Annotated in this window: 23 protein-coding genes; 11 read left to right on the forward strand and 12 right to left on the reverse strand. The window is 67.7% G+C overall.

Features of this window, described 5'->3' with window-relative positions:
- Positions 1 to 39: 39 nt before the first annotated feature.
- Positions 40 to 501, reverse strand: coding sequence for a cupin domain-containing protein (locus GXY47_15480; GenBank protein NLV32543.1), 462 nt, complete (start codon positions 499 to 501; stop codon positions 40 to 42).
- 289 nt (positions 502 to 790) lie between these two features.
- Between GXY47_15480 and GXY47_15485 the strand changes: the two genes are divergently transcribed.
- The 3 genes from GXY47_15485 (at position 791) to GXY47_15495 (ending at position 3,231) form a co-directional block, all read left to right on the forward strand.
- Positions 791 to 2,038: an OmpA family protein gene (locus GXY47_15485; GenBank protein NLV32544.1), complete on the forward strand. Its 1,248-nt coding sequence runs from the start codon at positions 791 to 793 to the stop codon at positions 2,036 to 2,038.
- A gap of 135 nt (positions 2,039 to 2,173) precedes the next feature.
- A complete protein-coding gene (locus GXY47_15490; GenBank protein NLV32545.1) occupies positions 2,174 to 2,749 on the forward strand; it encodes a DUF4126 domain-containing protein in 576 nt (191 codons plus the stop codon).
- Positions 2,746 to 3,231: a PaaI family thioesterase gene (locus GXY47_15495; protein NLV32546.1), complete on the forward strand. Its 486-nt coding sequence runs from the start codon at positions 2,746 to 2,748 to the stop codon at positions 3,229 to 3,231. The genes GXY47_15490 and GXY47_15495 overlap by 4 nt, the downstream gene beginning before the upstream one ends.
- Here the strand turns inward: GXY47_15495 and GXY47_15500 are convergent.
- Positions 3,203 to 3,943, reverse strand: coding sequence for a hypothetical protein (locus GXY47_15500; GenBank protein NLV32547.1), 741 nt, complete (start codon positions 3,941 to 3,943; stop codon positions 3,203 to 3,205). The two genes, GXY47_15495 and GXY47_15500, sit on opposite strands and share 29 nt — an antisense overlap.
- Positions 3,944 to 4,093: 150 nt before the next feature.
- Here GXY47_15500 and GXY47_15505 point away from each other — a divergent pair, with 150 nt between their 5' ends.
- Positions 4,094 to 4,477, forward strand: coding sequence for a hypothetical protein (locus GXY47_15505; GenBank protein NLV32548.1), 384 nt, complete (start codon positions 4,094 to 4,096; stop codon positions 4,475 to 4,477).
- A gap of 33 nt (positions 4,478 to 4,510) precedes the next feature.
- Positions 4,511 to 5,836: a hypothetical protein gene (locus GXY47_15510; protein NLV32549.1), complete on the forward strand. Its 1,326-nt coding sequence runs from the start codon at positions 4,511 to 4,513 to the stop codon at positions 5,834 to 5,836.
- A gap of 6 nt (positions 5,837 to 5,842) precedes the next feature.
- Here the strand turns inward: GXY47_15510 and GXY47_15515 are convergent, their stop codons facing one another.
- The gene (locus GXY47_15515; protein NLV32550.1) at positions 5,843 to 7,651 is read right to left on the reverse strand and encodes a radical SAM protein; all 1,809 of its coding nucleotides are present in this window, start codon (positions 7,649 to 7,651) and stop codon (positions 5,843 to 5,845) included.
- A gap of 18 nt (positions 7,652 to 7,669) precedes the next feature.
- Entirely contained in the window at positions 7,670 to 9,112 is a 1,443-nt protein-coding gene (locus GXY47_15520) for an FAD-dependent oxidoreductase (GenBank protein ID NLV32551.1), read from the reverse strand.
- Between the two features lie 160 nt (positions 9,113 to 9,272).
- On the opposite strand from GXY47_15520, the gene GXY47_15525 reads away from it, so the two are divergent.
- Together GXY47_15525 and GXY47_15530 are read left to right on the forward strand one after the other, a co-directional pair.
- The gene (locus tag GXY47_15525; GenBank protein NLV32552.1) at positions 9,273 to 10,154 is read left to right on the forward strand and encodes an acetoacetate decarboxylase family protein; all 882 of its coding nucleotides are present in this window, start codon (positions 9,273 to 9,275) and stop codon (positions 10,152 to 10,154) included.
- An 18-nt stretch (positions 10,155 to 10,172) separates the two neighbouring features.
- Positions 10,173 to 11,345, forward strand: coding sequence for a TraB/GumN family protein (locus GXY47_15530; GenBank protein NLV32553.1), 1,173 nt, complete (start codon positions 10,173 to 10,175; stop codon positions 11,343 to 11,345).
- Between the two features lie 45 nt (positions 11,346 to 11,390).
- Here GXY47_15530 and GXY47_15535 read toward each other — a convergent pair whose 3' ends face one another.
- The 6 genes from GXY47_15535 to GXY47_15560 form a co-directional block, all read right to left on the reverse strand.
- Positions 11,391 to 11,825 carry a DUF2752 domain-containing protein gene (locus GXY47_15535; GenBank protein NLV32554.1) on the reverse strand — a complete coding sequence of 145 codons (435 nt, stop codon included), beginning with the start codon at positions 11,823 to 11,825 and terminating at the stop codon, positions 11,391 to 11,393.
- On the reverse strand, positions 11,825 to 12,778 hold the full coding sequence (locus GXY47_15540) for a hypothetical protein (GenBank protein NLV32555.1): 954 nt from the start codon (positions 12,776 to 12,778) through the stop codon (positions 11,825 to 11,827). Before GXY47_15540 ends, GXY47_15535 begins: the two co-directional genes overlap by 1 nt.
- Positions 12,779 to 12,853: 75 nt before the next feature.
- Positions 12,854 to 14,830, reverse strand: a complete 1,977-nt coding sequence (locus tag GXY47_15545) for an oligoendopeptidase F family protein (protein ID NLV32556.1) — start codon at positions 14,828 to 14,830, stop codon at positions 12,854 to 12,856.
- Positions 14,831 to 14,917: 87 nt separating this feature from the next.
- A complete protein-coding gene (locus tag GXY47_15550; protein NLV32557.1) occupies positions 14,918 to 15,748 on the reverse strand; it encodes an alpha/beta hydrolase in 831 nt (276 codons plus the stop codon).
- Between the two features lie 15 nt (positions 15,749 to 15,763).
- Positions 15,764 to 15,961 (reverse strand): YwbE family protein, encoded by a 198-nt coding sequence (locus GXY47_15555; protein NLV32558.1) that lies wholly within the window; start codon positions 15,959 to 15,961, stop codon positions 15,764 to 15,766.
- A 64-nt stretch (positions 15,962 to 16,025) separates the two neighbouring features.
- On the reverse strand, positions 16,026 to 17,657 hold the full coding sequence (locus tag GXY47_15560; GenBank protein NLV32559.1) for an FAD-binding protein: 1,632 nt from the start codon (positions 17,655 to 17,657) through the stop codon (positions 16,026 to 16,028).
- Positions 17,658 to 17,875: 218 nt separating this feature from the next.
- On the opposite strand from GXY47_15560, the gene GXY47_15565 reads away from it, so the two are divergent.
- The 3 genes from GXY47_15565 to GXY47_15575 all read left to right on the forward strand — a co-directional run bounded on the left by GXY47_15565 (position 17,876) and on the right by GXY47_15575 (position 19,795).
- The gene (locus GXY47_15565) at positions 17,876 to 18,724 is read left to right on the forward strand and encodes a hypothetical protein (GenBank protein NLV32560.1); all 849 of its coding nucleotides are present in this window, start codon (positions 17,876 to 17,878) and stop codon (positions 18,722 to 18,724) included.
- A gap of 106 nt (positions 18,725 to 18,830) precedes the next feature.
- Positions 18,831 to 19,211, forward strand: a complete 381-nt coding sequence (locus tag GXY47_15570) for a pyridoxamine 5'-phosphate oxidase family protein (GenBank protein ID NLV32561.1) — start codon at positions 18,831 to 18,833, stop codon at positions 19,209 to 19,211.
- 125 nt (positions 19,212 to 19,336) lie between these two features.
- A complete protein-coding gene (locus GXY47_15575; protein ID NLV32562.1) occupies positions 19,337 to 19,795 on the forward strand; it encodes a hypothetical protein in 459 nt (152 codons plus the stop codon).
- A gap of 65 nt (positions 19,796 to 19,860) precedes the next feature.
- On the opposite strand, the gene GXY47_15580 is transcribed toward GXY47_15575, so the two are convergent.
- Together GXY47_15580 and GXY47_15585 are read right to left on the reverse strand one after the other, a co-directional pair.
- Positions 19,861 to 21,399: a carboxylesterase family protein gene (locus tag GXY47_15580; protein ID NLV32563.1), complete on the reverse strand. Its 1,539-nt coding sequence runs from the start codon at positions 21,397 to 21,399 to the stop codon at positions 19,861 to 19,863.
- A 77-nt stretch (positions 21,400 to 21,476) separates the two neighbouring features.
- The gene (locus GXY47_15585) at positions 21,477 to 22,118 is read right to left on the reverse strand and encodes a flavodoxin family protein (GenBank protein ID NLV32564.1); all 642 of its coding nucleotides are present in this window, start codon (positions 22,116 to 22,118) and stop codon (positions 21,477 to 21,479) included.
- A gap of 206 nt (positions 22,119 to 22,324) precedes the next feature.
- On the opposite strand from GXY47_15585, the gene GXY47_15590 reads away from it, so the two are divergent.
- Positions 22,325 to 22,909 carry a hypothetical protein gene (locus GXY47_15590; protein NLV32565.1) on the forward strand — a complete coding sequence of 195 codons (585 nt, stop codon included), beginning with the start codon at positions 22,325 to 22,327 and terminating at the stop codon, positions 22,907 to 22,909.
- The last annotated feature ends 24 nt before the right edge of the window (positions 22,910 to 22,933 follow it).

Genomic DNA, 22,933 nt, shown 5'->3' on the forward strand with positions numbered 1-22,933 from the left:
ACGCTCGCCGCGGGCCTCTTCATCCAATCATCGGGCCGGCTAGGTGGGCGGTTCGCTTTCGAACTTGTCCTGCCGCAGCATGGCGATCTGGAACACCGGCCGGTCGATCTTCCGGAAACAGAGCCCCCCGTGCTCCACCCCCGCGGGGACGTGCACGAAACAGGTTTTGGTGATCGTCGTCTTCACCCCGTCGACGATGAGATCGATCTCCGCGCCCAGTTCGGAGGGGTCCGCCATGTCGCTCCCCACGAACCCCAGGATCTCGTCGTGATCGTGACGGTGCACCGGGTGGACCGTGGGCACCGACCCGGTCACCCACACCGCCTCGACGTAAAACGAGCCGGGGACCACCCGGTCGTCCATGTATATGACCCGGTGGATCGGGTCGGGCGCCTCGGCCGGCTTGCCCGCGGAACCTTCCGCTTCAAAACCGTGGACGCCCGGCGGCAGCTTCACGTTGGTGGAAAAAACGGCTTTCGGCCTGGCCTCGCCTTCTGACATGCTCGACTCCTTGTCCATGGGCGCCCGGCATCCGGCGCCGGTGCGTCTCCAGTTCATTAGATTCCATCCACCGCCCCTTTGTCAATCGGATCCCGGGCCGGAGCGCGGCCGGACCGGGAACCTGACATTGCGAAAACAGGATCCTATGTCGCGCTCCGGCCCTGGGACTTTGACAGCCGGGCCGAAGGGTGTAAAATTCGGTTTCTGGCACTAAATAGCAATTTGCAGGATAACCCCGGTCCGACGGCGGCACCGGATATTGTCAAAGGATCGCACGAAAGGGGAACACATGAAAAAACAGGTATCTTGGTTCAGCGCGGGGGTCCTGGGCTTGCTGTTGGGATTTCCCGGTATTGGATCCGCTCAGATTCGCGAAGGCTCGTTTTCTCTGACTCCCCAGGCGGGGGGATTTTTCTTCGAGGACGGCGAACCGCTCGATAACGGCATGACGGGCGGTCTCGGGATCGGTTACAACGTCACGAAGGTATTCGCCCTGGAGGGGAGCTTCAACTACATCCGGACGACCCCGAAGCATGGGGGGGAGACCCTGGACGGGTACATGCTGCGCGAGGACGCGGTGTTCCACCTCGCGCCCAATCAGAGACTCGTCCCCTACGTCGCCGGGGGCCTCGGCTGGCTCTGGCTCAACGGGCCGGCGACCGACCGCCACGCCCGCGTGACGCCCAATTTCGGGGGCGGGGTCAAGGGATTCCTCACGGAAAACGTCGCCATCAGGGCCGATTTCCGCCGGGTCCTGCCTACCAAGCCCTTCAATGAAAACCTGATGGTCACCATGGGGGTGGAATTCCTCCTCGGGGGCAAGCAGAAACCCGCGCCCGCCCCGGCGCCGCCGCCCGCGCCCGAGCCGGCGCCCCCGGCGCCCGAGCCCGACAGCGACAACGACGGCGTGGTCGACAGCAGGGACAAGTGCCCGAACACCCCGGCGGGGGTGAAGGTCAACAGCGACGGCTGTCCCTTCGATACCGACGGCGACGGGGTCTACGACTACCTCGACAAGTGCCCGAATACCCCGGCGGGGGTGAAGGTCAACAGCGACGGCTGTCCCTTCGACACCGACGGCGACGGGGTCTACGACTACCTCGACAAGTGTCCCGACACGGCGAGGGACCTCAGGGTCACCCCCGACGGGTGCCCGATCCTGATCCAGAGAAAGGTCACCAAGACGCTCGACATCCAGTTCGACACCGACAAGTCGGACATCAAGCCGGAGTACCGGGAGCGGCTGAAGGAGGTGGCCGATTTCATGAACAAGTACCCGCAGACGTCGACCGTGATCGAAGGCCATACGGACAGCGTCGGCTCGGCCAAATACAACGTGGGGCTGTCGCAGAGGCGGGCCGACAGCGTCAGGAACTACCTGGTCGAGAACTTCGGCGTCAGCGCCGACCGGCTGGAGACCAAGGGCTACGGCGAGGAGAAGCCGGTCGCCTCGAACGACACGGCCGAGGGGCGCGCCCAGAACCGCAGGATCGAGGCCACCTTCAACGCCCAGACGGAATACTACGAAAAGAAGTAGCTGTCCGGGCTGGCTTGAAAGACGGGGGGGCCGCAGCTGCGGCCCCCCTTTTTTTTCGCCCATCGATTTCCCGGAGCGGCGGCCGGGACGCCCGTTCTCTTTTTAATTGGAGCCGGGAGGCGTACTATGGTCGACATGAACACCGAAACGATCACCGCCGTAGCCCTTGGGATCGGCCTGGCCTCGAGCGCCGGCTTCCGGGTTTTCGTGCCGATGCTGGTGGCCAGCATCGGGGCCCATCTCGGGTTCCTCCCCGTCCACGAGGGCTTCGAATGGCTGGCCGGGTGGCCCGCCATCATCTGCCTCGGCACGGCCACGGCCCTGGAGATCATCGCCTACTACGTGCCGGTGGTCGACAACCTGCTCGATACCATCACCACGCCCATGGCCATCGGCGCCGGAACGCTGCTGCTGACCTCGGTCCTGCCGATCGACAACAACCTGCTCAAATGGACGACGGGCCTCATCGTCGGCGGCGGGATGGCGGCCACGGTCCAGAGCGGCACCGTGCTCACCCGGCTGGCTTCCACTGCGAAGACCGCGGGGATGGGCAACCCCGTCGTGGCCACCGGGGAACACGCGGCCGCCTTCGGCTCCTCCATCCTGTCGTTTCTCATCCCCGTGGCCGTCGCGCTGTTTTTCCTTGCCGGCGTCATCGCCCTGGCGGTCGTTTTCCGGCGGAAGCTCTTCCGGAGGAGGGTCACGGCATGAACCCCCGTGCGATCCAGGAGGACTACCCCGACGACATGAGCCGCTGCTACGGCTGCGGGCGCCTCAACCCGGACGGGCTGCAGTTGAAAAGCCGCCGGGAGGGGGAAGAGATGGTGGCCCGCTTCCGGCCGGAGCCGGCGCACACCTCCATGCCCGGCTTCGTCTACGGCGGGCTGCTGGCCTCGCTCGTCGACTGCCACGGCATGGCCGTCGCCGCGGACGCCGCGCTCCGGGCCCGGCCCGAGCGGGGGATCGAGCGCTTCGTCACGGCGTCGCTCGAGGTCACCTACGTGCGCCCGACCCCGATCGGCGTCGAACTGGAAATCCGCGGAAAGATCGAGGAACTGGGGGAGCGGAAGGCGGTGGCCTCCGCCCGGATCCTGGCCGGCGGGGTGGAGTGCGTGCGGGGCAGGGTCGTAGGAGTTCGCGTCCCGGTCACCATGAGCCGGCCGGCTACCGGAGAAGCCTCGCACCGGGAGTGATGCTGACCTCTCCCGTGGATCGCAGCGTCACGTGGTAGACCCTGCCCGGCTCCATCCGGGTATAGGGGGCGTCCCCGTGGATGGCGCGTACCCCCGACCCGGCCGCCAGGTCCTCGTCGCCGGCCAGTTCCCAGAACCGCCCCCACAGCTCTTTTTCGAAGCCGGTGACCGCGTTGCGCTCGGCGTAGACCTCGGGCGGCAGCCCCTCCCGGTCCAGCACGTGCCCCTCTTCCGGCCGCATGCCGCTGGTGAAAATTCTCCGGAACAACATCAGGGCCCGCCCCTTGAGCGGGTCCCCCTGCTCGACGAAATGGTCCTCGAACCGGATGGTCAGGGTATCGATGTAGACCTCCCGCCCGGCCAGAGTGAACTCCCGGGCCACCGTCACGGGATTCCCCGCCCCGTCGATCTCGGTGAACCGGATCGTGGTGACCGGCACTCCGGCGTCGTCCAGCCGCTGCCCCAGGACCTCGATGCGCGCCCGCCGCTCGGTGAAGCGCAGGAGCCTGAGGTAGGTCTCGAGGCGCTGGTTGCGCTCCTCAAGGCGCGCGATCTCGCGCTGCTGGTCCTCGATCCGCCGCTCGAGCGCCCTCCGGGGCGCCACCAGCAGCCGGTCGGCGACATAGATCCCGGCCGCGGCCGCGGCGACGAGCAGGACGGCCCACAGCGTCAGCCGCACCGGCCATTTTCTTTTCGGTCCATCCTGTGCCATCGCTCCCTCCGCGTCTGCCCGGCCCTCGGCGGCCGGCGCCTGTGATTGTCGCATAAAAGGGCGCCCCCCGCCCCTCTTTCTTCGGCGGGGATCCGTCCGCGCCGTGCTAGAATCGGGCACCTGCACCACACATTTTATCGGGAGGCGAGGATGGCACCGAAAAGCCTGGTTACCTTCATGCTGCTGGCGGGAACGGTCCTGGCCGGCGTCCCGGCGTTGGCCGAAGACTCCGGGGGGCGGCGCATCACGGTCCTGAACCCGGCCGTAACCGAAAAGCGCGCGCCGCGGGTGCCGCTGGCGCCGCGCGCGGGCACCCTGGAAGGGAAGACCGTTTACCTGGTGGACATGAACTACGAGGGGCTCGGGCGCACCCCGGTGCTCGAGGAGATGGAGCGGTGGTTCGGCGCGAACATGCCCGGCGTCAGGACCGTGCGCCGCCTCAAGAGCGGGAGCTACGTCTCCGACGACCCGGCGCTGTGGAAGGAGATCGCCGCCAGCCGGGCCGGGGGGGTGATCCTCGGAGTGGCGGGTTGATGGGGGTGTCTGGCGGCCGTGAGCCGCTTCGGCATGACCCTGGAAAAAGAGTACGGCATCCCCACCGTATCGCTTTCAAACGAAAACATCGTCTCCTTCGGCACCGGCCCCCACCAGGAGTACAGCACCGGGATGCCCCTGCGCTTCGTGGGGGTCCCCTACCCGTTCACCGGCCTCGGTGAAGACAAGCTGGGGGAGTGGCTCCGGGGGAAGGACCGCGTCAGCGGAAAGAGCCTCATGCCCGCCATCGTCGACGCGCTGACCGAGCCCCTCACGGCGGAGGAACGGAAATCGGGGACGCCGCCCGAGGCGGCCGCAGAACCCCGGTTCCTCCCCCCCGACACGGAGGACAACCTGCAGCGCCTCTTCAAGGAGCGCGGGTGGACCGATTTCAACCCCGTCATCCTCCCGACGGAGGAGAGAGTGCGGGCGATGCTCCGGGGAACCAGCCACCGGCCCGACGAGCTGGTGAAAAAGGAGGCCGGCACCTTCGGGACCTCGCGTCCCTTCACCGTGGAGAAAGTGGCCGTCATCGCCGTCATGGCGGGGGCGAAACCCGAATACCTCCCCGTCATCCTGGCCCTGGCGAGCCAGGTGCCCTACATGGATTCCACCACCTCCAACGCCAACATGGTCCTCCTGAGCGGCCCCATCCGCAGGGAGATCGGGATGAACTCCGGTATCGGGGTCCTCAGCCCGACGGCCGAGGCCAACAGCGTCATCGGCCGCAGTATGAACCTGATCCACAGCATCATCCAGGGGTACAAGGAGGGGGAGACCGGGTTCTCCTCGCTCGGGAATCCGCTGCGCTACAACAACATGACCCTGGCCGAAAACGAGGAGGCGCTCCCCGAGGGGTGGAAGCCGGTCCACGTCGAGAACGGGCACCCGCCCGAGGCCAGCGTGCTGACGATCTTCTCGGGCTGGAACTTCGTCAACTGCTCCGGTTCGGTCGTGGAGCACTACGCCCCGCAGCTGCTGATGCGCGATTTCACCCGCGTGCTGGCGGCCACCGGCTCGGCCACCCTCATCATGGACCCCTCGGTCGCCCGGCAGCTCAGGGAAACCCAGGGGTTCGCGAGCAAGGGGGCGCTGGGGGAGTGGCTCTCGAAAAACGCGGAAGTTCCCGCGGCCACCTACTGGGCCAACTCGATCACCTCCGGCATGACGGCCCCCCTGGGACGGCAGGGGCTCGAGCCCTACGCCACCTGGCTGAAGGTCCCGGGGGAGACGCTGATCAAGCACCTCCCCAACGCGCGGAACATCCGGACCATCGTAGCCGGGGGCGAAACCGCGAGCGTCTGGTTCCTCACCGATTTCATGGGGGGGAGAGGGGTCTCGATCGACCATTGGCGTTAACCAGCATTATTCATGGGGGTACAGGGGAAAGGGGAGGTCGATCACCCGCCCGGGGCGGTCGGCGCACCACGCCGCAAGCGTCCCGCTCTCCCGCGGGCCGAGGCGCGGATCGAGGAGGACCCAGGGGGCTTCCCGGCAGGCCTCCCTCCAGAGGGGCACCTCCCCGGGACGGGGAACGGCCGCCAGTTCGGCCTCCGGGGACGCGTCCAGAAGGCTGCGGGCCGCGGCCGCGTCGTCCACCGCCTGAAACAGGCGCACCGAAAACGCCCCCTGCGGGTCTTGGCCGGGGCGGCGGCCGCGGTTGAGAAAATGCCCCGGGAAGTAAAAGAGGCCGCGCAGCCGCCGCCAGCGCTCCGCCGGCCAGGACTCGCTCCCCGCATGGAGGAGGCGCCAGCAGGTGTGCGGAGACTCGGCCATCGCCCGGCCGGCCCAGGAGCGGAGGCGCACGTCATCGGCCGCGGCCGCATCGAGGAGCAGGAGGACCGACCGGGCCAGCGTCGCCGGCTCGGGGAGGGGCCCGTCGAGGGTGCCGCCGCGCAGGTCGACCAACGACCGCAAGCCCGGGCCGGCGCCCCCCCCGAGGGGGGGGATCGGGGCGAAATAATCGATCCCCAGGCGGCGCTCCAGGATCTCGAGCGCCGCGGCGAAATCCTCCGGCCGCATCCGATTGGTCCGCAGCGCCCAGTAAGGGGGACGGTCCATCGCCCGGATCCCCCAGCGGTCCCGCAGCCGGCGCAACCGGGTGCCCGGGAGTAGGGAGAGGATGTAGGCCTCCACCCCCCCGGCCAGCCCGGCCCCCTCGAGAAAGTCCAGGGTGGAGAGCAGACCTTCCAGGTCGTCCTCCGGCAGCCCCACAATGATGCCGGTGCGGATCCCGATCCCCCGCTCGAGCAGGCACCCGGCGCCGGCGAGGAACGCCTCCCGGTCCCAGGACCGGCCCACCGCCTCGAGGGCCGCGGGGTTGACCGACTGCAGCCCCGCCTCCACCGACCGGACGCCGGCGGCCGCCATCCGGTCGGCCGTGGCGCGGTCGATCCTCTCCAGGCGCACCTCGGTATGGATGGGCACGCGGCGGGGATTGGCGCGCTCCACCCGCTCCAGGCGCCCCGCGAGCCCCTCCCGGCCGTTGAAGGTGGGATCCATGAAATAGACCTCGGTGCCCGCCCGGGCGGCCGCCAATCGGAAGATTCCCTCCACCCGGTCGGGGGGGAAGCGGCGGACGCGGCGCCGCCCCTTGCCATAGTAGCAGTAGGCGCACCGCTCCGGGCAGCCGCGCATCTGCTCGAAATGGACGATCTCCCCGTCACGCACCGGGAGCAGCCCGGAAAGGTAGGGGTCGGGCACACGGCCGAGGTCCGCGATCTCACCGGCCCGGAAGATACCGCGGAGCGAGCGCGCGGCGCCGTCGTCGACGAAGCGGGCGAAGAACTCCTCCCCTTCCCCGGCGCACAGGAGGTCGATACCGGGAAAATCGGCGGCGTCCTGGTCCGGGGTGACCTCCGGCCCGCCCGCGACCGTGACGACGGACGGCCGGCGCCGCTTGACCGAGCGGGCGATGAAGAGGCTCCGTTCCCGGTTCCAGAGGTAGAGGGTGAACAGCAGGGCGTCGAACCCCTCCTCGAGGGCCCAGGCCGCGAGGGCGGCGTCGCCGCCGTGATCGGACAGCTCCTCCGGAGCGATCACGGCCTCCCAGCCGCGGCTGCGGCAGTGGCGGCGCGCGTAGCCGATCATGAAGGCGGCCGCCAGCGGGCGGTTCGCCTTCGCCTGGGAGGCGCCGTGGCCCGGGACCGGCAGTTGAAGGAACCCCATGCGCATGATGCCGCCGCGGCCCCGTCAGCCCCTGTCGGGCCGCCGCAGCTTCCGGATCCGCTCGGGGAGGATGACGCCCTGGTCGAGCAGCCGCTGCTGCAGCACGGCGATATCGGCCTCGCGCGGCCCGATCCCCCCCTGCACGGCCAGCGCGGCCGCGGTCCCGGCCGCCTGCCCCATGGCGATGCAGTGGGGGATGAGGTTGAAATACTCGTTGAAGGGATACTCGGAGGAGAAGGCGCGGCAGGCCACCAGCAGCCCCTCGACCCCCTTCGGGACCAGGGCGCGGTAGGGGATGCACACGCTCGGGTGCCGGGCCGAGATCTCCCCGTTGTCGTTGTTCGGGAAGACGGCGACGGTGTCCCCGAAGACCTCGTCGGAGGTGATGTCCCGTTCGGTGCACACGTACTCCCCCACGACGCGTTGCCCCCCCTGGATGCCGAGCTGCATGGAGCTGAGCGAGATGTAGCTCTTCTCGAAACCGGGCACGCGCTTCCGGTAAAAGTCGTAGGACAGGAGCATCTTCTTCCGCCCCTCGAGCTCGACCCGGTTGATCTCGTCGATGTCGGCCTGCCGCAGGGACGGGTGGAAGGGGTAGAACCAGGCGACCCCCTCGTGGTTCGGCACGAGGTCCTTGATGTAGAAGGCCGCGCCGCCGAGCCGGTCGAGTTCCCCCATCAGCTCCGAGTAGGTCTCCGGCTCCTCGGCGCGGAATCGCTCCACCCTGTCCATCCGGACGTTGCCGACCCAGAAGGGGAAGGCGAAGGCGGCGATCCGGAGTCCCGGCACCATGCGGTCGTCGCACTCGGCCCCGGCGGGCCGGAGCAGGTCCCCGTCCCCGGTGCAGTCGATGACGACCTTGGCCGTGATCGCCTGCCGCCCCGACTTGCTCTCGACAAAAACCCCCGTCACCCGGTTTCCGTCCATGATGGGGCGCACGCCCCAGGAGTGGAGCCGCAGCGTCACGCCCGCCTCCTCCATCATGGTGTTCAGTTCGCACTTCAGGATCTCGGGATCGACCAGGGCGGTGTAGAGCACCCGGTCCTTTCCCGTGTTGAGGTCCCGGCGGATGTAGAAAAAGGCGAGATTGGCGTCGACGTAGTGCTTCACCAGATCGGCGTCCGTGGAACCCCAGTCCCCCTTCTTCGGGTAATCGGCCGCCCCCCGCGCGTCCACCCGGTCGATCACCTCCTGGCAGATGCCGGCGATCTGCTGCTCCCCGTCGATGGTGCCCAGGTTCGGAATGATGGCGACCAGGCCTCCCGTGGCCATCCCCCCCAGGTAGCCGTAACGCTCCACGAGCACGGTGTCCGCCCCGCTGCGCGCAGCGGCCAGCGCCGCCCCGATCCCCCCCGGCCCCCCGCCCACGACGACGACGTCCGCCTCCCTGCTGATCTCGATGTCGCGGGCCGGTTCGGTGACACTCTTTCCGGTAAACACAGCGCTCATGGAAGCCTCCTCTGTCATGGGGTCAAAAGGCGGACATGTCCCATATTACGACAACCGGGGCGCCGGGGGTGAACGGAATCCGGCCCCGAGATTTAGAGGGTGACAGAACGCCCCCCGCCCATTATATTTCGGCAAACGGGGGCACTGGTGACTGTCCCCATAAATAAAGGAGGGCGGGATGATGAAACGGAATGCCTTTTGGATCGCGGCAGCCTGTTCGTGCGCGCTGGTGGCGGTTTTGGCGCTGACGGGCCTTGCCCAGGACAGCAAGCCGAAGCGGGCGGAATTCGTGCCCTCTCCCATTTTTTCACCCCCTTACCCGCAGTTGCCGCACCATTTCCGGGACGTGCACACCATCCAGATCCTGTGCCAGGCCCCCGCGGGGGCGATCGCGCGCGCCGTCATGCCGCCGCTCGAGCCGGCCGGGAGCGCCGACACCTTCGTGCTCCTGATGGCCTGGACGCCGGACGTGGAGGAGATGGGATTCAACGTCCACGAGATCGCGCTCAATACCCCCGTCAAGTGGAAGGATCGGGTGGGCAACACCACCCTGATCGAATACATCGACAGCGACATGGGGCTGATCGCCGGGCGGGAGGTCTACGGATGGCCGAAGAAGATGGCCGACATCACCTGGACCCGGACCCCGACCGGGTGGATGGTCGTGGCCAACAAGATGAGGGACCAGGGGAGTCTCCCGCTCATGAAGGTCGAATACCGGGTCTCCGGCGCGGCCCCCCAGGCCCAATGGCCGGAGATGGGCCCCTCGCTTCTGGTCCGGCGCATCCCCAACGCCTCCCCCACGACCCCGGCCTTCTTCCAGATGGTGTGCGTCGGCTGCGACCTCCCCGGGGCCCCGGAATCGGGAGCCCCGCTGGTGGCCCCGTCGGGGTCGAAGGACACGCGGGGGACCGCCACGGTCCAGTTCTTCGACGGCCCCCACGACCCGCTGACGTTTCTCGGCCCGCTCAAGGTGCTCGACGCGAAAATGAGCATCCTCGAGGGCCGCATGCCCTTCGGGCTGGGCCTGGGCGAGGTCCTCGCCTCCTGGGAAGAGTAAAAAACGGTGCGACCGACCATGACCGAAACCATCGAGCTGCCGGAAACCGTCACGCATGTGAGGGTGGGCGACAAGAATATCTACCTCGTCGGCACGGCGCATCTCTCCAGGGAGAGCGTCGAGGATGTCGCCGCGACCATCGAGCGGGTCCATCCGGACGCCGTCTGCGTCGAACTGTGCCCCGGGCGCTACCAGGCCATGACCCAGGCCGACAACTGGGCCAAGATGGACATTTTCAAGGTTGTGCGGCAGAAGAAGGCCGCCTTCCTCCTAGCGCAGCTGATCCTGACCAGTTTTTACCGGCGCCTCGGGAAAAAACTCGGGCTCCAGCCTGGGGCGGAGATGCTCAAGGGGATCGAAATGGCCCGGGAAAAGGGGGCCGAACTGGTCCTGGCCGACCGGGAGATCGAAATCACCCTCAAGCGCGTCTGGGGATACCTCGGCTTCTGGAACAAGCTCAAGCTCTTCTCCCAGATGACCATGGGCGTGCTGGGGGGGGAGGAGATCGACGGCGAGATGATCGAATCCCTCAAGAAGAAGGACCAGTTCGAATCCGTCATGGCCGAATTCGCCGTCAGTTTCCCCGAGATCAAGCGGAGGCTGATCGAGGAGCGGGACACCTGGCTCGCCGAAAAGATCCGCACCGCGCCCGGCGCCAGGATCGTCGCCGTTGTGGGGGCCGGCCACGTGCCGGGGATCGAGCGGCAGGTGCACGAACCGCACGACCTTGCCCCGCTGTCGGAACTCCCCCCGAAATCGATCTGGCCCGCTGTTTTCAAGTGGGGGGTGCCGATCGCCGTCCTGGCGCTGATCGCCGCCAGTTTCAGCAGGGGGAGCCAGCACGGGGTCGAGAACATCGCGATCTGGTTTGCCGTCAACGGCGTCCTTTCCGCGCTCGGCGCCGCCCTGGCCCTGGCCCACCCGCTGACCATCCTGACCGCCTTCGTGGCCGCGCCCCTGACCAGCCTCAACCCGATGCTGGCCGCCGGCTGGGTGGCCGGCATCGTCCAGGTGCTGCTGAAAAAACCGAAGGTGGGCGATCTGGAGGCCCTGCCCGATGCGATCACCAGCGTACGCGGCTTCTGGCTCAACCCGGTCACCCGCATCCTGCTCGTGGTGGCGCTGGCCAACCTGGGGAGCGTGATCGGAACCTATGTCGCCGTCGCCTGGATCGCCGCACGTTCGGTGTAGACGGGGGACACAGCACTGTGCCCGTCCGGCGCGCAAGAAGAACGGTCAGGGGACAGTGGTGACCGTCCCCGTCAGGCGGGCAACCCAGTAAAGGAGCCAGGCGGCGGTGATCGCCCATAAGAGGCGTTTCCCCCCCCGCCGGCCGATGGGCCGGCGAAAGGCCCGCCCCCCGATCGCCTCGAAGGAAAGCGCCGCCAGGGCGAGGATCATTCCGATCAGGACCAGCGGCCCCATCAGGTGATATTGGAGCGCGGCGGCCCATTCCCCCCGCGCCAGGGCCCCGAGCGAGCGCGTCATCCCGCACGTCAGGCACCCATGCCCCGTCCATTCGTAAAAAGCGCAGCGCGGCAGGGGCATGTTTCCCGGCGGCACGACCACCAGCGTGCCCAGCGCCAGCAGGAGCCCGCCGGCCAGCAAGGCCCTCGCGATGCGCCCCCCGCGCGTGAGCGCCGAGGCCGGAGCCGCCGTGGTTTCCGGCATCAGGCCAGAACTGGCGGCCGCTCGGGCGGCACGTCCCCCAGCACCGGGATGATCTGGAAGTCATTGCCGAACTGCTGCAGAAACTCCACGCTGAAGGCCCGCAGCGTATAGGACACCGGCAGGAGCACCACGGCGCCGATGTAGGGAATCATCAGGACCACGAACCCGATGCAGCAGGTGACGCACCCCGCCAGGAGCACCGCCGCGCCGATCCCCAGGATCAGGAAGAAGAGCAGGAGCGCATACCCGATGAAGTGGAGCAGCTTCGGTCCCAGGATCGTCATGAATTTTTTGACCGCCGGAAGGGTGCCGGTCCGGTCCCGGTACATGATCGGGAGGACGAAATCCTTCAGCATCAGGGAAACGAACCCGAAGAGGAAGAAGATCACCATCATCCCCAGCCCGTAGAGGATCCCGGGCACGATCAGCACCGCACCGCTCGAGGTGCTCTCGTAAAGCGCTTTCAGGCTGAGGAAACAGAAGACCAGGTAGGGGAGGGTGACCAGGGCGCCGACGACGCCCAGGACCAGGTTCCAGAGGAAGAACGAGTTCCCTTCCCTGACGTACTCCCGCCAGGGCCGGGCGATGAGGGCATGGTCGCGGACCACGTTGTCCAGGAAGACGAACTTCGCCCGGGCGGAGACCCAGGCGAGCGCGATCCCGATCGCGACGACGACGAGGAGCAGGACCGCGATCGCGATCATCCACCCGGGGTGCTCGACGATCCAGTTCCAGACCTCGTAGGGCATCCGGAAGATCTCCCCCGGGTCCCCCCCCTTGCGCTTCCCCGCCGGGTTTCCCCAGAACCCCCCGTTCGAGCGCGCGTCCGTCAGCCCCGCCAGAAACGCCGCGAACCCCACGACGAACCACTTGCGCAGGTCGAAGGGGTGGAAAAGCGCCCGCTTCATGCGGTCGAACGCGCGCCCGAGCGGCGCGAAATATTCAATGTCCATGACCTCCCCCTTTGCGATGCGGTGTCCCCGATACCCGTCCGGCCGGGCTCCGCCCGAATGGATCCTACCTCTCCCTTACGAACGCCCGGGGCCGAAGGTTCCGCCCGCGTCCGATTTTCTTCCCGCCCGGCGTCCCTGCCCGACGAGCAGCTTCTCCGCCTCGTCCAGGGCGCGCTCGAAAACGCTCATGGCGGCCTCGATCGCGTCCGGGCGGGTCAGGTCGACCCCGGCCCTTTTCAGCAGTTCGAGCGGGGGGGCGGACCCGCCGCCCCGCAGCATCTCCAGGTAGGCCTCGGCCGCCGGCTCGCCCCCGGCGCGGATCCGGTCCGCGATGGCGATGCCGGAGGAGAGGCCCGTGGCATAGGACCAGACGTAATACTTGTAGTAGAAATGGGGCACGCCCGCCCACTCCATCCCGTCATCCCGGCCCAAGGTGAAACCGGGGCCGTAATATCTGGCAATCAGCCCGCGGTAGGTCTCGTCGAGCAGCGCCGGGGTGAGGGGAGTGCCCGCCTCCCACATCCGGTGGATGTCGCGCTCGAACTCCGCAAAAAGGGTCTGCCGGAAGATGGTCGTCCGGATGGTCTCCAGCCGCTCCGCCAGCAGGTACGCCCTCCGGGCGGGGGAATCGGCCCCGGCGAGGAGGTGATCGGCCAGGAGCGATTCGTTGCAGGTCGAGGCGATCTCCGCGATCATGCTGACGTAGCGGAAGTCGGGGTAGGCTCGGCTCTTCATCGCGAAATGGCTGTGGAGCGCGTGCCCGTACTCGTGGGCCAGCGTGGACAGGTCGTCGAGCGAGTTCATGTAGTTCATCAGCACGAAGGGGTGCGGGCCGTAGACGCTGAAGGTGAAGGCGCCGCTCTGCTTCCCCCGGTGGGGATAGAGGTCGAGCCAGCCGCTCGCCGGGTCGAGTCCCTCCGCCAGCACCGCGCCGTACTCCGGTCCGAGCGGTTTGAGGGCCGCCAGGAGGGTCGATCGAGCCCCGGTGAACGGGACGCTTTCCTCGACCTCCGCCGCCAGCGGCACGTAGAGGTCCGAGACCCGCACGTCGGGCAGGCCGAGCACCTTCCGGCGCAGTTCCACGTACCGGTGCAGCAGCCCCAGGTTGCGGTTGACCGTGCCGACGAGGTTGTCGTAGACGGCCACCGGCACGTTGTCCCGGTCGAGGTAGGCCTCGAGCGAGGAGTCGTACCCGCGGGCCCGCGCGTAGGCCGCGTCCAGCCTGACCTGGCCTCCGAGGGTGGCTCCCAGCACGTGCTGGTACCGGCGCAGCATGCCGAAATAGGCTTCGTACGCCTCCCGGCGCACCTCGCGCTCCGGCGCCCGGCGCAGGACCGAGAGCCCGGCCATCGAAAGGCGCACCTCCCTCCCCCGTTGGTCCCGGACAACGGGCCACGTCATGTCGGCCATGAGCCCGTTGAAAGCGTCCTCGAGCGGGGACGGGATCTCGTTGAGGTCGATTTCGGCCCAGAGGTTGTCGCCGAGCAGGGCGAGCGCGCGCTCCGCGTCGGGGGACAGGATGCGGTTCGAACGCCGCCGGAGGTTGGCGAGATAATTCCGGTATTCCGCCAGGCCCGGCTCCGCCGCGAAGGAGTTCTCGAGCGCGCCGGCCGGCAGCGCCGCCGTCTCGCGCCGGATGAAGGCTGCGCGCCGCATCAGCTCGTCCATCGCCCCGAGCGCCTGCTGCACCCGGCGCGACGCCGCGTCGTCCGCCCGTGCCACGTTCTGGCGGAGGTTCGCGTACATCGCCACGTGGCTCGCCTCGCGGTGCAGCCGGAAGTAGAGGCGCAGGCAGTCGCCGAGCTCGGCCGGGTCGGACAGCTTCCCCTCGAACCGCGCGAGCGACGGTGCCTCCCGCAGGATCTCGAGCCGCGCCGCCTCCCACGCCTCCGCGGAAGGATAGAGGGGCGCGAGGTCCCACTTGTACCCGTCCGGCACAGCGGCGCGCTCCGCGTTGGGGTCGGGCTCGTACTCCCGCAGGTCCCCGGCCCCGGCGACGGCCCAGACGCAAGCCAGGCCGATCAGAATCGACAGCCAGATCCTCCCGCGCATGATTGAGTCCCTCCTTCTTGCCCGACGCCGGCCGGCTGATGTCTCCGGCAGGGTTTCAGGTCCTTCCGCACCGCTCAGCGCCACGCGCTACTTTGCCGCAACGCCCTCCCACCACCGGCGCAACCACTCGAGCGCGGCGCCGAACTCCGCCTTGTGGAGGACCGTGCGGGCGAAGAAGGCGGCCGCGTCCTCGACGGTGGCCTCCATCATCCCTGGGAGCGAGACGAACTCGTGGATCAGGTCCGCGTACAGGCGCAAATCGGCGGTGCGCCCCGCCCGGCGGATGGCCTGGTAGAGGTCCAGGGAGAGCTCCGGCGGGGTCATGGGGTCGCGGTCGCCGCAGAAGAGAATGACGGGGGGGAGGCGGCCGGCGTGGGTCCGGAGGTCGAGCGCCGCGGCGGCGCCGGGGCCCGTGATGCCGAGCGCGGCCCCCTGCCGCTCCGGGAGGACGGCGGGGGTGAAAAAGGCGGCGACCCCGGCGACCGTTTCGGGCTGATCGGCGCATGGCTCGCCCTCCCGGGCCGGGCCCGCGCTCCCGCTCGCGGCCAGGAGCGCCAGGTGCGCCCCCGCCGAATAGCCGGCCAGGAAGATGCGGTCGGCGGCGATCCCAAGCACGCCTGCTTTTGCCCTCGCGGCTCGGATGGCGGTGCGCGCGTCCTCGAGGGGCGCCGGCCAGGCGGCCTCGCCAAGCAGCCGGTATTCGGGCGCGATGGCCACCCAGCCCCGGCGGGCGAAGGCCTCGCAGGCGGCGGTCATATTCGCCCGGTCGCCCACCCGCCACCCTCCCCCGTGATAGACGAGGACGCCCGGCGCGCCGGCGGCCCCCGCGCCGGGCCGGAAGACGTTCCAGCACAGGGGCCGCCCGGCCTCGGCGTAGACCACGTCCCGCTCGGCCACGATTTCAGCCGCACCCGTCATATCGCTTCTCCCGTCTCAGGGCTGGACGATCTCCTTGACCCGTCCGACGACGCCGCCGTCGAGCATCACCTTGATCCCGTGGGGGTGGGTGGGCGACCGGGTGAGGATTCTCTGCACGATCCCCTCCGTGAGCTTTCCGCTCCGCTGGTTCTGCTTTTCCACCACCCGCACCGTCATTCCAACCTGGACCCGGGCCCGTCGTTCGCCGTTCATGCCTGCATTATGGCACAAACCGCCCCCGTTCCTGCAGGGCCGAACGGGCGGCAGACCGCCCCGTCTAGCCCTTCTCCGCGGCGGCCCATTTGCCTGCGAGGTAGCCGTGGGTCCAGGCCATGCTGTGGCTGAGGCCGGGGAGGATGACGGGGTAGTCGTTGGCGAAGCGGCGGCCCACGGTGTTGCCCGCCAGGTAGAGGCCCGCGATCGGCCTCCCCCGCTCGTCGAGCGGCTGCAGGCGCGGGTTGACGACCAGGCCTCCCATGACGGCCAGGAAATCGGGGGTGTCGCTCCACCCGGCGAAAAACGGCGGCCGGTCGACGCGCGTCAGCCGGTCGGGGCGCTTGCCGAAATCGAGGTCCCGCCCCTCGCGCGCGAGGGTGTTGTACCGCTCGATGGTCGCCCGGAAGCGCTCCTGGGGCACCTTCATCTTCGCCGCCAGTTCCCCGATCGACGCCGCCTGGAGGATCTGGCCCGATTTGAGCTGCGACTGGAACCTCTTCCTGGTCCCCTCGTCGGGTCGCCAGACGCGGCGGAAGCCCAGGCCCATCTTCGGCACGTCCTCCGGCCAGCCGGCGTCGAACACCACCCAATACCCCCCCTGCTGCAGGCACTGGTTGGCCAGGCTCTGGGTGTCCACGTCCTCGTTCTCGTACCGCTCGCCGTAGCGGTTGACGCGCAGGAAGGCGTCGGTCCCCATGACGTGGAACATGTGGGCCATCGGGGCGTGGGGCCCCAGTTCCATGACGGCCCCCATCCGCATCGCCATGCGGTGCCCGTCCCCCGTGTTGTGCGCCACGCCGAGCACGCGCTTGAGGTTGGCCCGGGAGGCCGCGAGCGCGGCCGCCTGCGGGCAATATCTCTGCATCATTTCCGGGTTGCTCCCGTAATCGCCGGTGGTGAGCACGACGGCCTTGTGCGCCCGGATCTGGACGTAATCGCCCGCTCCCGTTTCGGCCAGGACGCCGGTGACCCGCCCCCCGGCGCCCGCCAGCAGCTCGGCCGCGCGGGTCTCGTAGAAGACGCCGGCGCCGCGGCTCCGGGCGTTCTGCTCCAGCACCTCGAGCAGCAGCCGCTGGTGGGCCCCCTCGTTCCACCGGTGGGCCGTCGGGTATTCCACCGTCGATTCGGCCCGGTAGTCCCACCCGGCCGGAAACCCGGTCGGGCGCGGCCAGGCGTCGATGCGGGCGGCGGTCGCGTCCAGCTCGGTGGGGATCCAGAGCCCGGCCCGCAGCCCGGCGGCGTCGGTCATGCCGAGGATCCAGTCCATGACGCGGCCGCAGTTGAGGGCCCAGAGCCGGATCAGGCGCGCGTCCGGCTTGTTCCCTCCCCAGCGCATCAGGGCTCCGACCACCTCGTCGATGTCGATCTCGATACCGAGCTCTTTCTGCAGCCGGCTGCCGATGGCGGTGTTGTCCCCGCCGAGCGCGGTGAAGGTCGCCGCCTTGTCGATGAGGGCCACCCGGGCCCCGGCCTCCGCCGCCGAGACTGCGGCGGCCAGTCCCGCCGTCCCCGCCCCGACCACGAGCACGTCGGTCTCGAGCGCCCGCCCGGGGGAGAGGACGGCGTCCCCGGGCGCGGCGGCCCGGGCCGGCCGCCCTCGCAGCAGCCCGCCGAAGGCGACCGCGCCCGCGGCGGTGCCGGTAAGAAATTCCCTTCGACTCGAGGTTCCGGTGGTGCTCCGTTTCGGTTTCACGATGACGACCCTCCCGTTCAAGGAAAACTTATAGGGCCTAATCCGCCGCGGCACAAGCGGGAAACACCGAGGGCATGGAGGAGATTGCTTTTTGCATCCGCTTGGGCAAGAATGCTGCCGTAACCAATACGGGTTGATCGCCGTCGCGCGTTCTCCTGGAGGCGCACTCTTGCCTTCAAATGATCTTGATGTTGCGAACTGAATCCAAAGGAGGTTCCATGATCCGTACAATGATCAGTCTGGCGATCCTGCTCGCCGGCTCCGGCGCGGTTTACGCGCAGGAATGCACCCGGCCGATGCTCCAGGCGGCGGTCGAGAGCTATCTCGCCGCCCAGACCTCGGGCGACATCTCCAGGATGTCGCTGGACGCCAAGGCGAAGTTCCAAGAAAACATGATCCCCACCACCAGGGAGAAGGGGCTGTGGAACACCGCGCTGCCGATCGCGCACACCATCAGCATCTACGACGTTCCGCGCTGCAAGACCTTCACCGAGGTGATCGTCACCGAAGGGGGTCACCCCTACGTGCTGGGCACCCGCCTAGCGGTCAAAAGCGGCAAGATCACCGAAATCGACAGCCTCGTCAGCGACCAGGACGACTGGCTCTTCAACGCCGCGGATTACCTGAAGTATTCGAAGGCCGAAGACTGGCCGGTGCTCGAGCCTGACGATCGGGTCAGCCGTCAGGAACTGATCGACGCCGGGAACCAGTATTTTGATTTCGTCTTCCTCGACAAGGGGATCCGCCCCCCCTGGGGGACCCCGTGCGCCCGGCTCGAGGGGGGGGCCTACACCAATCCCAAGAACGAACCGAGGGACACCTGCCAGATCCCGGCGCCGCTCGGGGAGATGTTCGTCGTCAACCGCACCTACGTGGTCGATGAGGAGATGGGGACGGTCAACGTTTTCTGCCGTTTCGGCGACAGCAAGGAGGGGATGCCCGATTCCCACCTGTTCCGTCTGGTGAACGGGAAATATCGCTGGATCCACACGATCAGCGTCAACCTGACCGGCAAGCCGATCGTGATCGATCCGCCCCCCAACGCGATTCCGGAAACCGCGCGGTAGCGGTTGCCTGCGGCTGACCGGAGGCAGCGCGGCAGAACCGCGGAATCACGAACCGACCGGGAGGGGGAAACCGGTTTCCCCCTCCCCTTCCCAGGGAGCGAGCGCCATGCTGTTGAGCGAATATTTCGAAAAAGCCCAGGGCCGGGGGGTCATGGCCACGGCTGATTCGGCCGGGCGGCCGACCGCGGCCGTCTATGCCCGTCCCCACTTCTTCGGGGAGGACTCGGTCGCCTTCATCATGGCCGATCGGCTGATGCACTACAACCTGCAGTCCAACCCGCACGCGGTCTATCTCTTCATGGAATCGGGCGAGGCCTACGCGGGGCGGCGCCTCTATCTCACCAAGACCCGGGAGGAGGTAAACTCCCCCCTGATCGAAGAGCTCCGGCGCCGCTGCCCCGCCGAGGGGGGAAAGCCGGAATCGACCCGGTACCTCGTCCATTTCTCGGTCGACCGGGTCCTCCCCCTGGTCGGCGATGGTGAGTAGGGGTCTGACCCTGCTCCCAGGCTTCTTTAGGTCCAAAAAATATCCTCCCCATCCAATTCAATCTTGAATGTTTATCACAATAATGATAATAAAATTCATAATTGATTAAGGGAAAGGAGGATCGTATGAATGACCTTCACAAACTGGTGATCTCGGTTGCGCTCCTGCTCCTGCTGGGAGCCGCCGCCCCGGCCGCTTTCGCCCAGGGAGCCGGCGAAGCCAACTGGCCCATGACGGTGACGATGCAGGAGTCGTTCCGCATCGGAGATCTCGTTTTCCCGGCGGGGAGCTATTACATCCGGCTGACCCCGGGAACTGTTTCCCGTAATGTCGTGATGGTTTACAGCCTGGACCGCGAACGCTGGGAAGGGATGGTCCAGGGAATTTACGCCAGCCGCGAGGATAAGGACGTTTCCTCGGGCCTGATTTTCTCCAAACGGATGATGGGAGAGCCGCTCGCCCTGGAGACCTGGTTCTATCCCAACTGGAAACGCGGACTCAGCTTTGCCAACCACCAGGGGATCTATCTGGCCGGTAACAGATCCGGGGATAGCACCCAGGCCGTGGCCATGGCCGGCAGGTAGGTGTTGACAGTCTCAGGGGCGGGTCCGGGGCCGGGAGGCCCTGAACCCGCCCCGCGGCCGGCCGGTTACTTCGCCTCCCTGAGCCCTGAGAAGTAGGCGTCGAACGCCTTCAGTTTGTCCAGATTCGGGACCGGGCGGGCGCCGGGCGCCGCGTCGAACACCATCGCCTTCTGGTCCTTTTCCATAAATGCGGGCCAGGCGGGCAGTCCGGGCCCGTTCGGGTCCCCCTTCCGGGCAAAGTTGACCCAGTAGGAACTCATCAGGTCGGAGAGTTTCAGATCCTCCGGCTTGGGCTCTCCCTGCCGCCCGGGTCCCAGGGTCCTGAAGGCGTAGGGGAGGTCGCTCCCGTGCCCCGATCCCTCGGCCGTAGGCTCGTGGTAATCGAAATAGTAGGTGTACGCCTTCCCCTTCCCCTTCGCGGACTGGAGCCGCGCCCAGGTCCAGGTGCTCCAGCCGAATTGGCTGTCGCGCGACACCTCCTTGGTCGAGCGGGCCGCCTCGGCGTCGGTGGCGTGCGGGTAGGCGGCCAGGATCGTCTCGGCCGCGGCGCCGTACTGCGACCGGATCTGTTTTTCGAACTGCTCGGGGGTGACCGGGCCGCGGGCGCCGAACCCTCCCAGCTCGTCGGAGGTGATGCCGAGCAAAATCGGGGTGTCGTTGAAGCGGCGCGCCTGGTAGATCGAATAGAGGTCGCTCGGGATGACGTACCCGTCGGCCACCGGCCGGAACCTTCCCGCGGCGTTCTTCTGGATCTCCTCGGCGCCGAGCGCGCGCGCCGCCCGGATGTCGGCGACTCGCAGCTTCTCGAGCAGGGCCCTTCCCGACGATTCCGCGAGTTCGAGCGCCGGGATGCCCAGTCCCGGCGCCCCCTGCGCCGAGGTCTGGAGCGGGGCGAACGACCCCCCGCTCATGCAGAGGACACGGTGGAACAGCCCCTTGGCGACCGGGGAAGCCGCGAGCTGGTTGACCGCCATCCCGCCGGCAGAGTGGCCGAAGAGGGTGACGTTCGAGACATTCCCCCCGAATCGCGCGATGTTTTCCTTCACCCATCGGAGCCCCGCGATCATGTCCTCGAGGCCGTAGTTGCCCGACCCCCGGCCGCTCTCCCGGCTGAGTTCCGGGTGCGCGAGGAACCCGAACGGGCCGACGCGGTAGGCGACGCTGACCACAACCACGCCCTTTTTGGCCAGGCCCGCCCCGTCGTACATGGGGATGCTGGTCGAGCCGCCGCTGAACCCCCCGCCGTGGATCCAGACGATCACCGGGAGCTTATCGCCCGCCTTTTCGGCCGGCGTCCACACGTTCAGGTAGAGACAGTCCTCGCTGACCGGGGCGGTGTTCCCCTGCGAGTTGGGGGGTTGCATGCAGGCGTGGGCGAACGCGTCCGCCTTCTTGACGCCGGTCCAGGGCGCCACCGGCGCGGGCGCCTTCCAGCGCAGCTCCCCCACCGGGGGCGCGGCGAAGGGGATCCCCTTGAAGACCGAAAGGCCGTCGGCGACGATGCCCTCGACCTCCCCGCCCGTTACCTTGACCGTTTGAATCTGTGAAACCGCCAGCTGCGCCCAGGCGCCGACCAGAAAAAGGGTGATCCATATTTTCTTCATTCCCGCCTCCATGTGAACCTCGAACGTAACCCTCGCGTCCCCTGAAACCTTCCCGCCGCCCGTACCGTCCCGCCGGGTCAGGAAACCAGTCCGGCCCCCAGTTCGAACGCCCGGCGGCAGTCTTCGGGAAAAACCTCCGCGCGGCGCCGGGCCTTCTTCCCGGGATCGAAACGCGGGGCGTAGACCTTGCCGTAGTCCTCGAACTGGTAGGTGTCGTAGCTCCAGAGCTCTCGCGCGCCCCCGAACACAAGCTCGAGCAGAAACCGGTGGGCGGGGGAGTTCGCCTCCATGCTCCGCTGCCGGGCCGCTTCCTCGCCGGCACCCATGGTGTAGATAAATCCGGTGCGGATCTTTTTGGGAAAGAGCGTCGCCGGGGGATCGGTGTAGGTCAGGTAGGGGAAGATCAGCCGCTCCAGGAAGGACTGCATCTCCCCCGTGACCGACCCGAGGTAGACGGGCGACCCCAGGAGCAGCGCATCCGCCCGCGGGACCTCCTCGAGCAGCGGCCGGAGCCCGTCTTCGATCGGGCAGCGCCCGTAGCTCGCGCCCCCCGGGGTCTTGCACGCAAAGCAGCTCACGCACCCCTTGAAATCGAGATCGTAGAGATGAACCAGTCCGGTTTCCGCCCCCCGCGCGGCCGCCCCCTCCAGCGCCTTTTCGAGCAGGGTCGCCGTGTTCCACCTCTTTCTCGGACTCCCGTTGACCGCCAGAAGTTTCATGTCCGTCCCCCCCGATGGCCGACAGGATAGCACAGCCCCCCCTCGACACGCCGCCGCAAAAACGGAAAAGGGGGCGACGGCGCACCCGTCTCCCATTTTCCAGGCGGGCGCAACAGGGTAGGCATCACGGGGCGTTTCTGGAATACTGAGAGGGGTGGGCGGGCCACTGCGAAGATTTCGTCAACTATCGGCATGAGGTATCCAGAATGGACAGGAAGACTTTTTTGAAATTGGGGCTGAGCGGAGCGTTCCTCTCGGTCGCTCCCAAAGCGTGGGCCCTCGAGTATTACCCGAATCCCTCGGATAAAAAATGGGCCGTATTGTATGCCACCTGGTGCGGAACCTCGCGAGACGCCGCGGTGTGGATTTCGGAAGGGATGGGCGGGATCGCCGACGCTTTCGACGTCCGGGAGAATCCCGATCTGAAGGGGTTCGATCACATCATCGTGGGCAGTTCCATACGAAGTTTCACCATTCACCCCCTGATGGAAAAATATTTGAGGGACAACAGGAGCGTCCTTCAAGGCAAGGTGCGCGGGTTTTTCGCGGCCTGCAACAACCGGGGACTTCCCCCGGGGCCGCAGGAGCACACCAATTACATCGACAATATCCTGGCAAAGCTCTGCCCGGCCGGCGACGTGCCCGGAAAGGTGTTTCCGGGGAGGGTGACCAAGGAACTGGTCGAGCCGGACAGCCGCGCCATGATCAGTTCGCATCCCGACAACGACAACCTGAAGCGCGCGGACTGCATGGAGTTCGGCAGGGTGGTCCTGAAAAGCGTTCGACCCTGACTGGGGAGAGGCTGCAGACCGCTC

It is taken from the genome of Acidobacteriota bacterium, from assembly GCA_012729555.1.
GTDB lineage: Bacteria > Acidobacteriota > UBA6911 > UBA6911 > UBA6911 > UBA6911.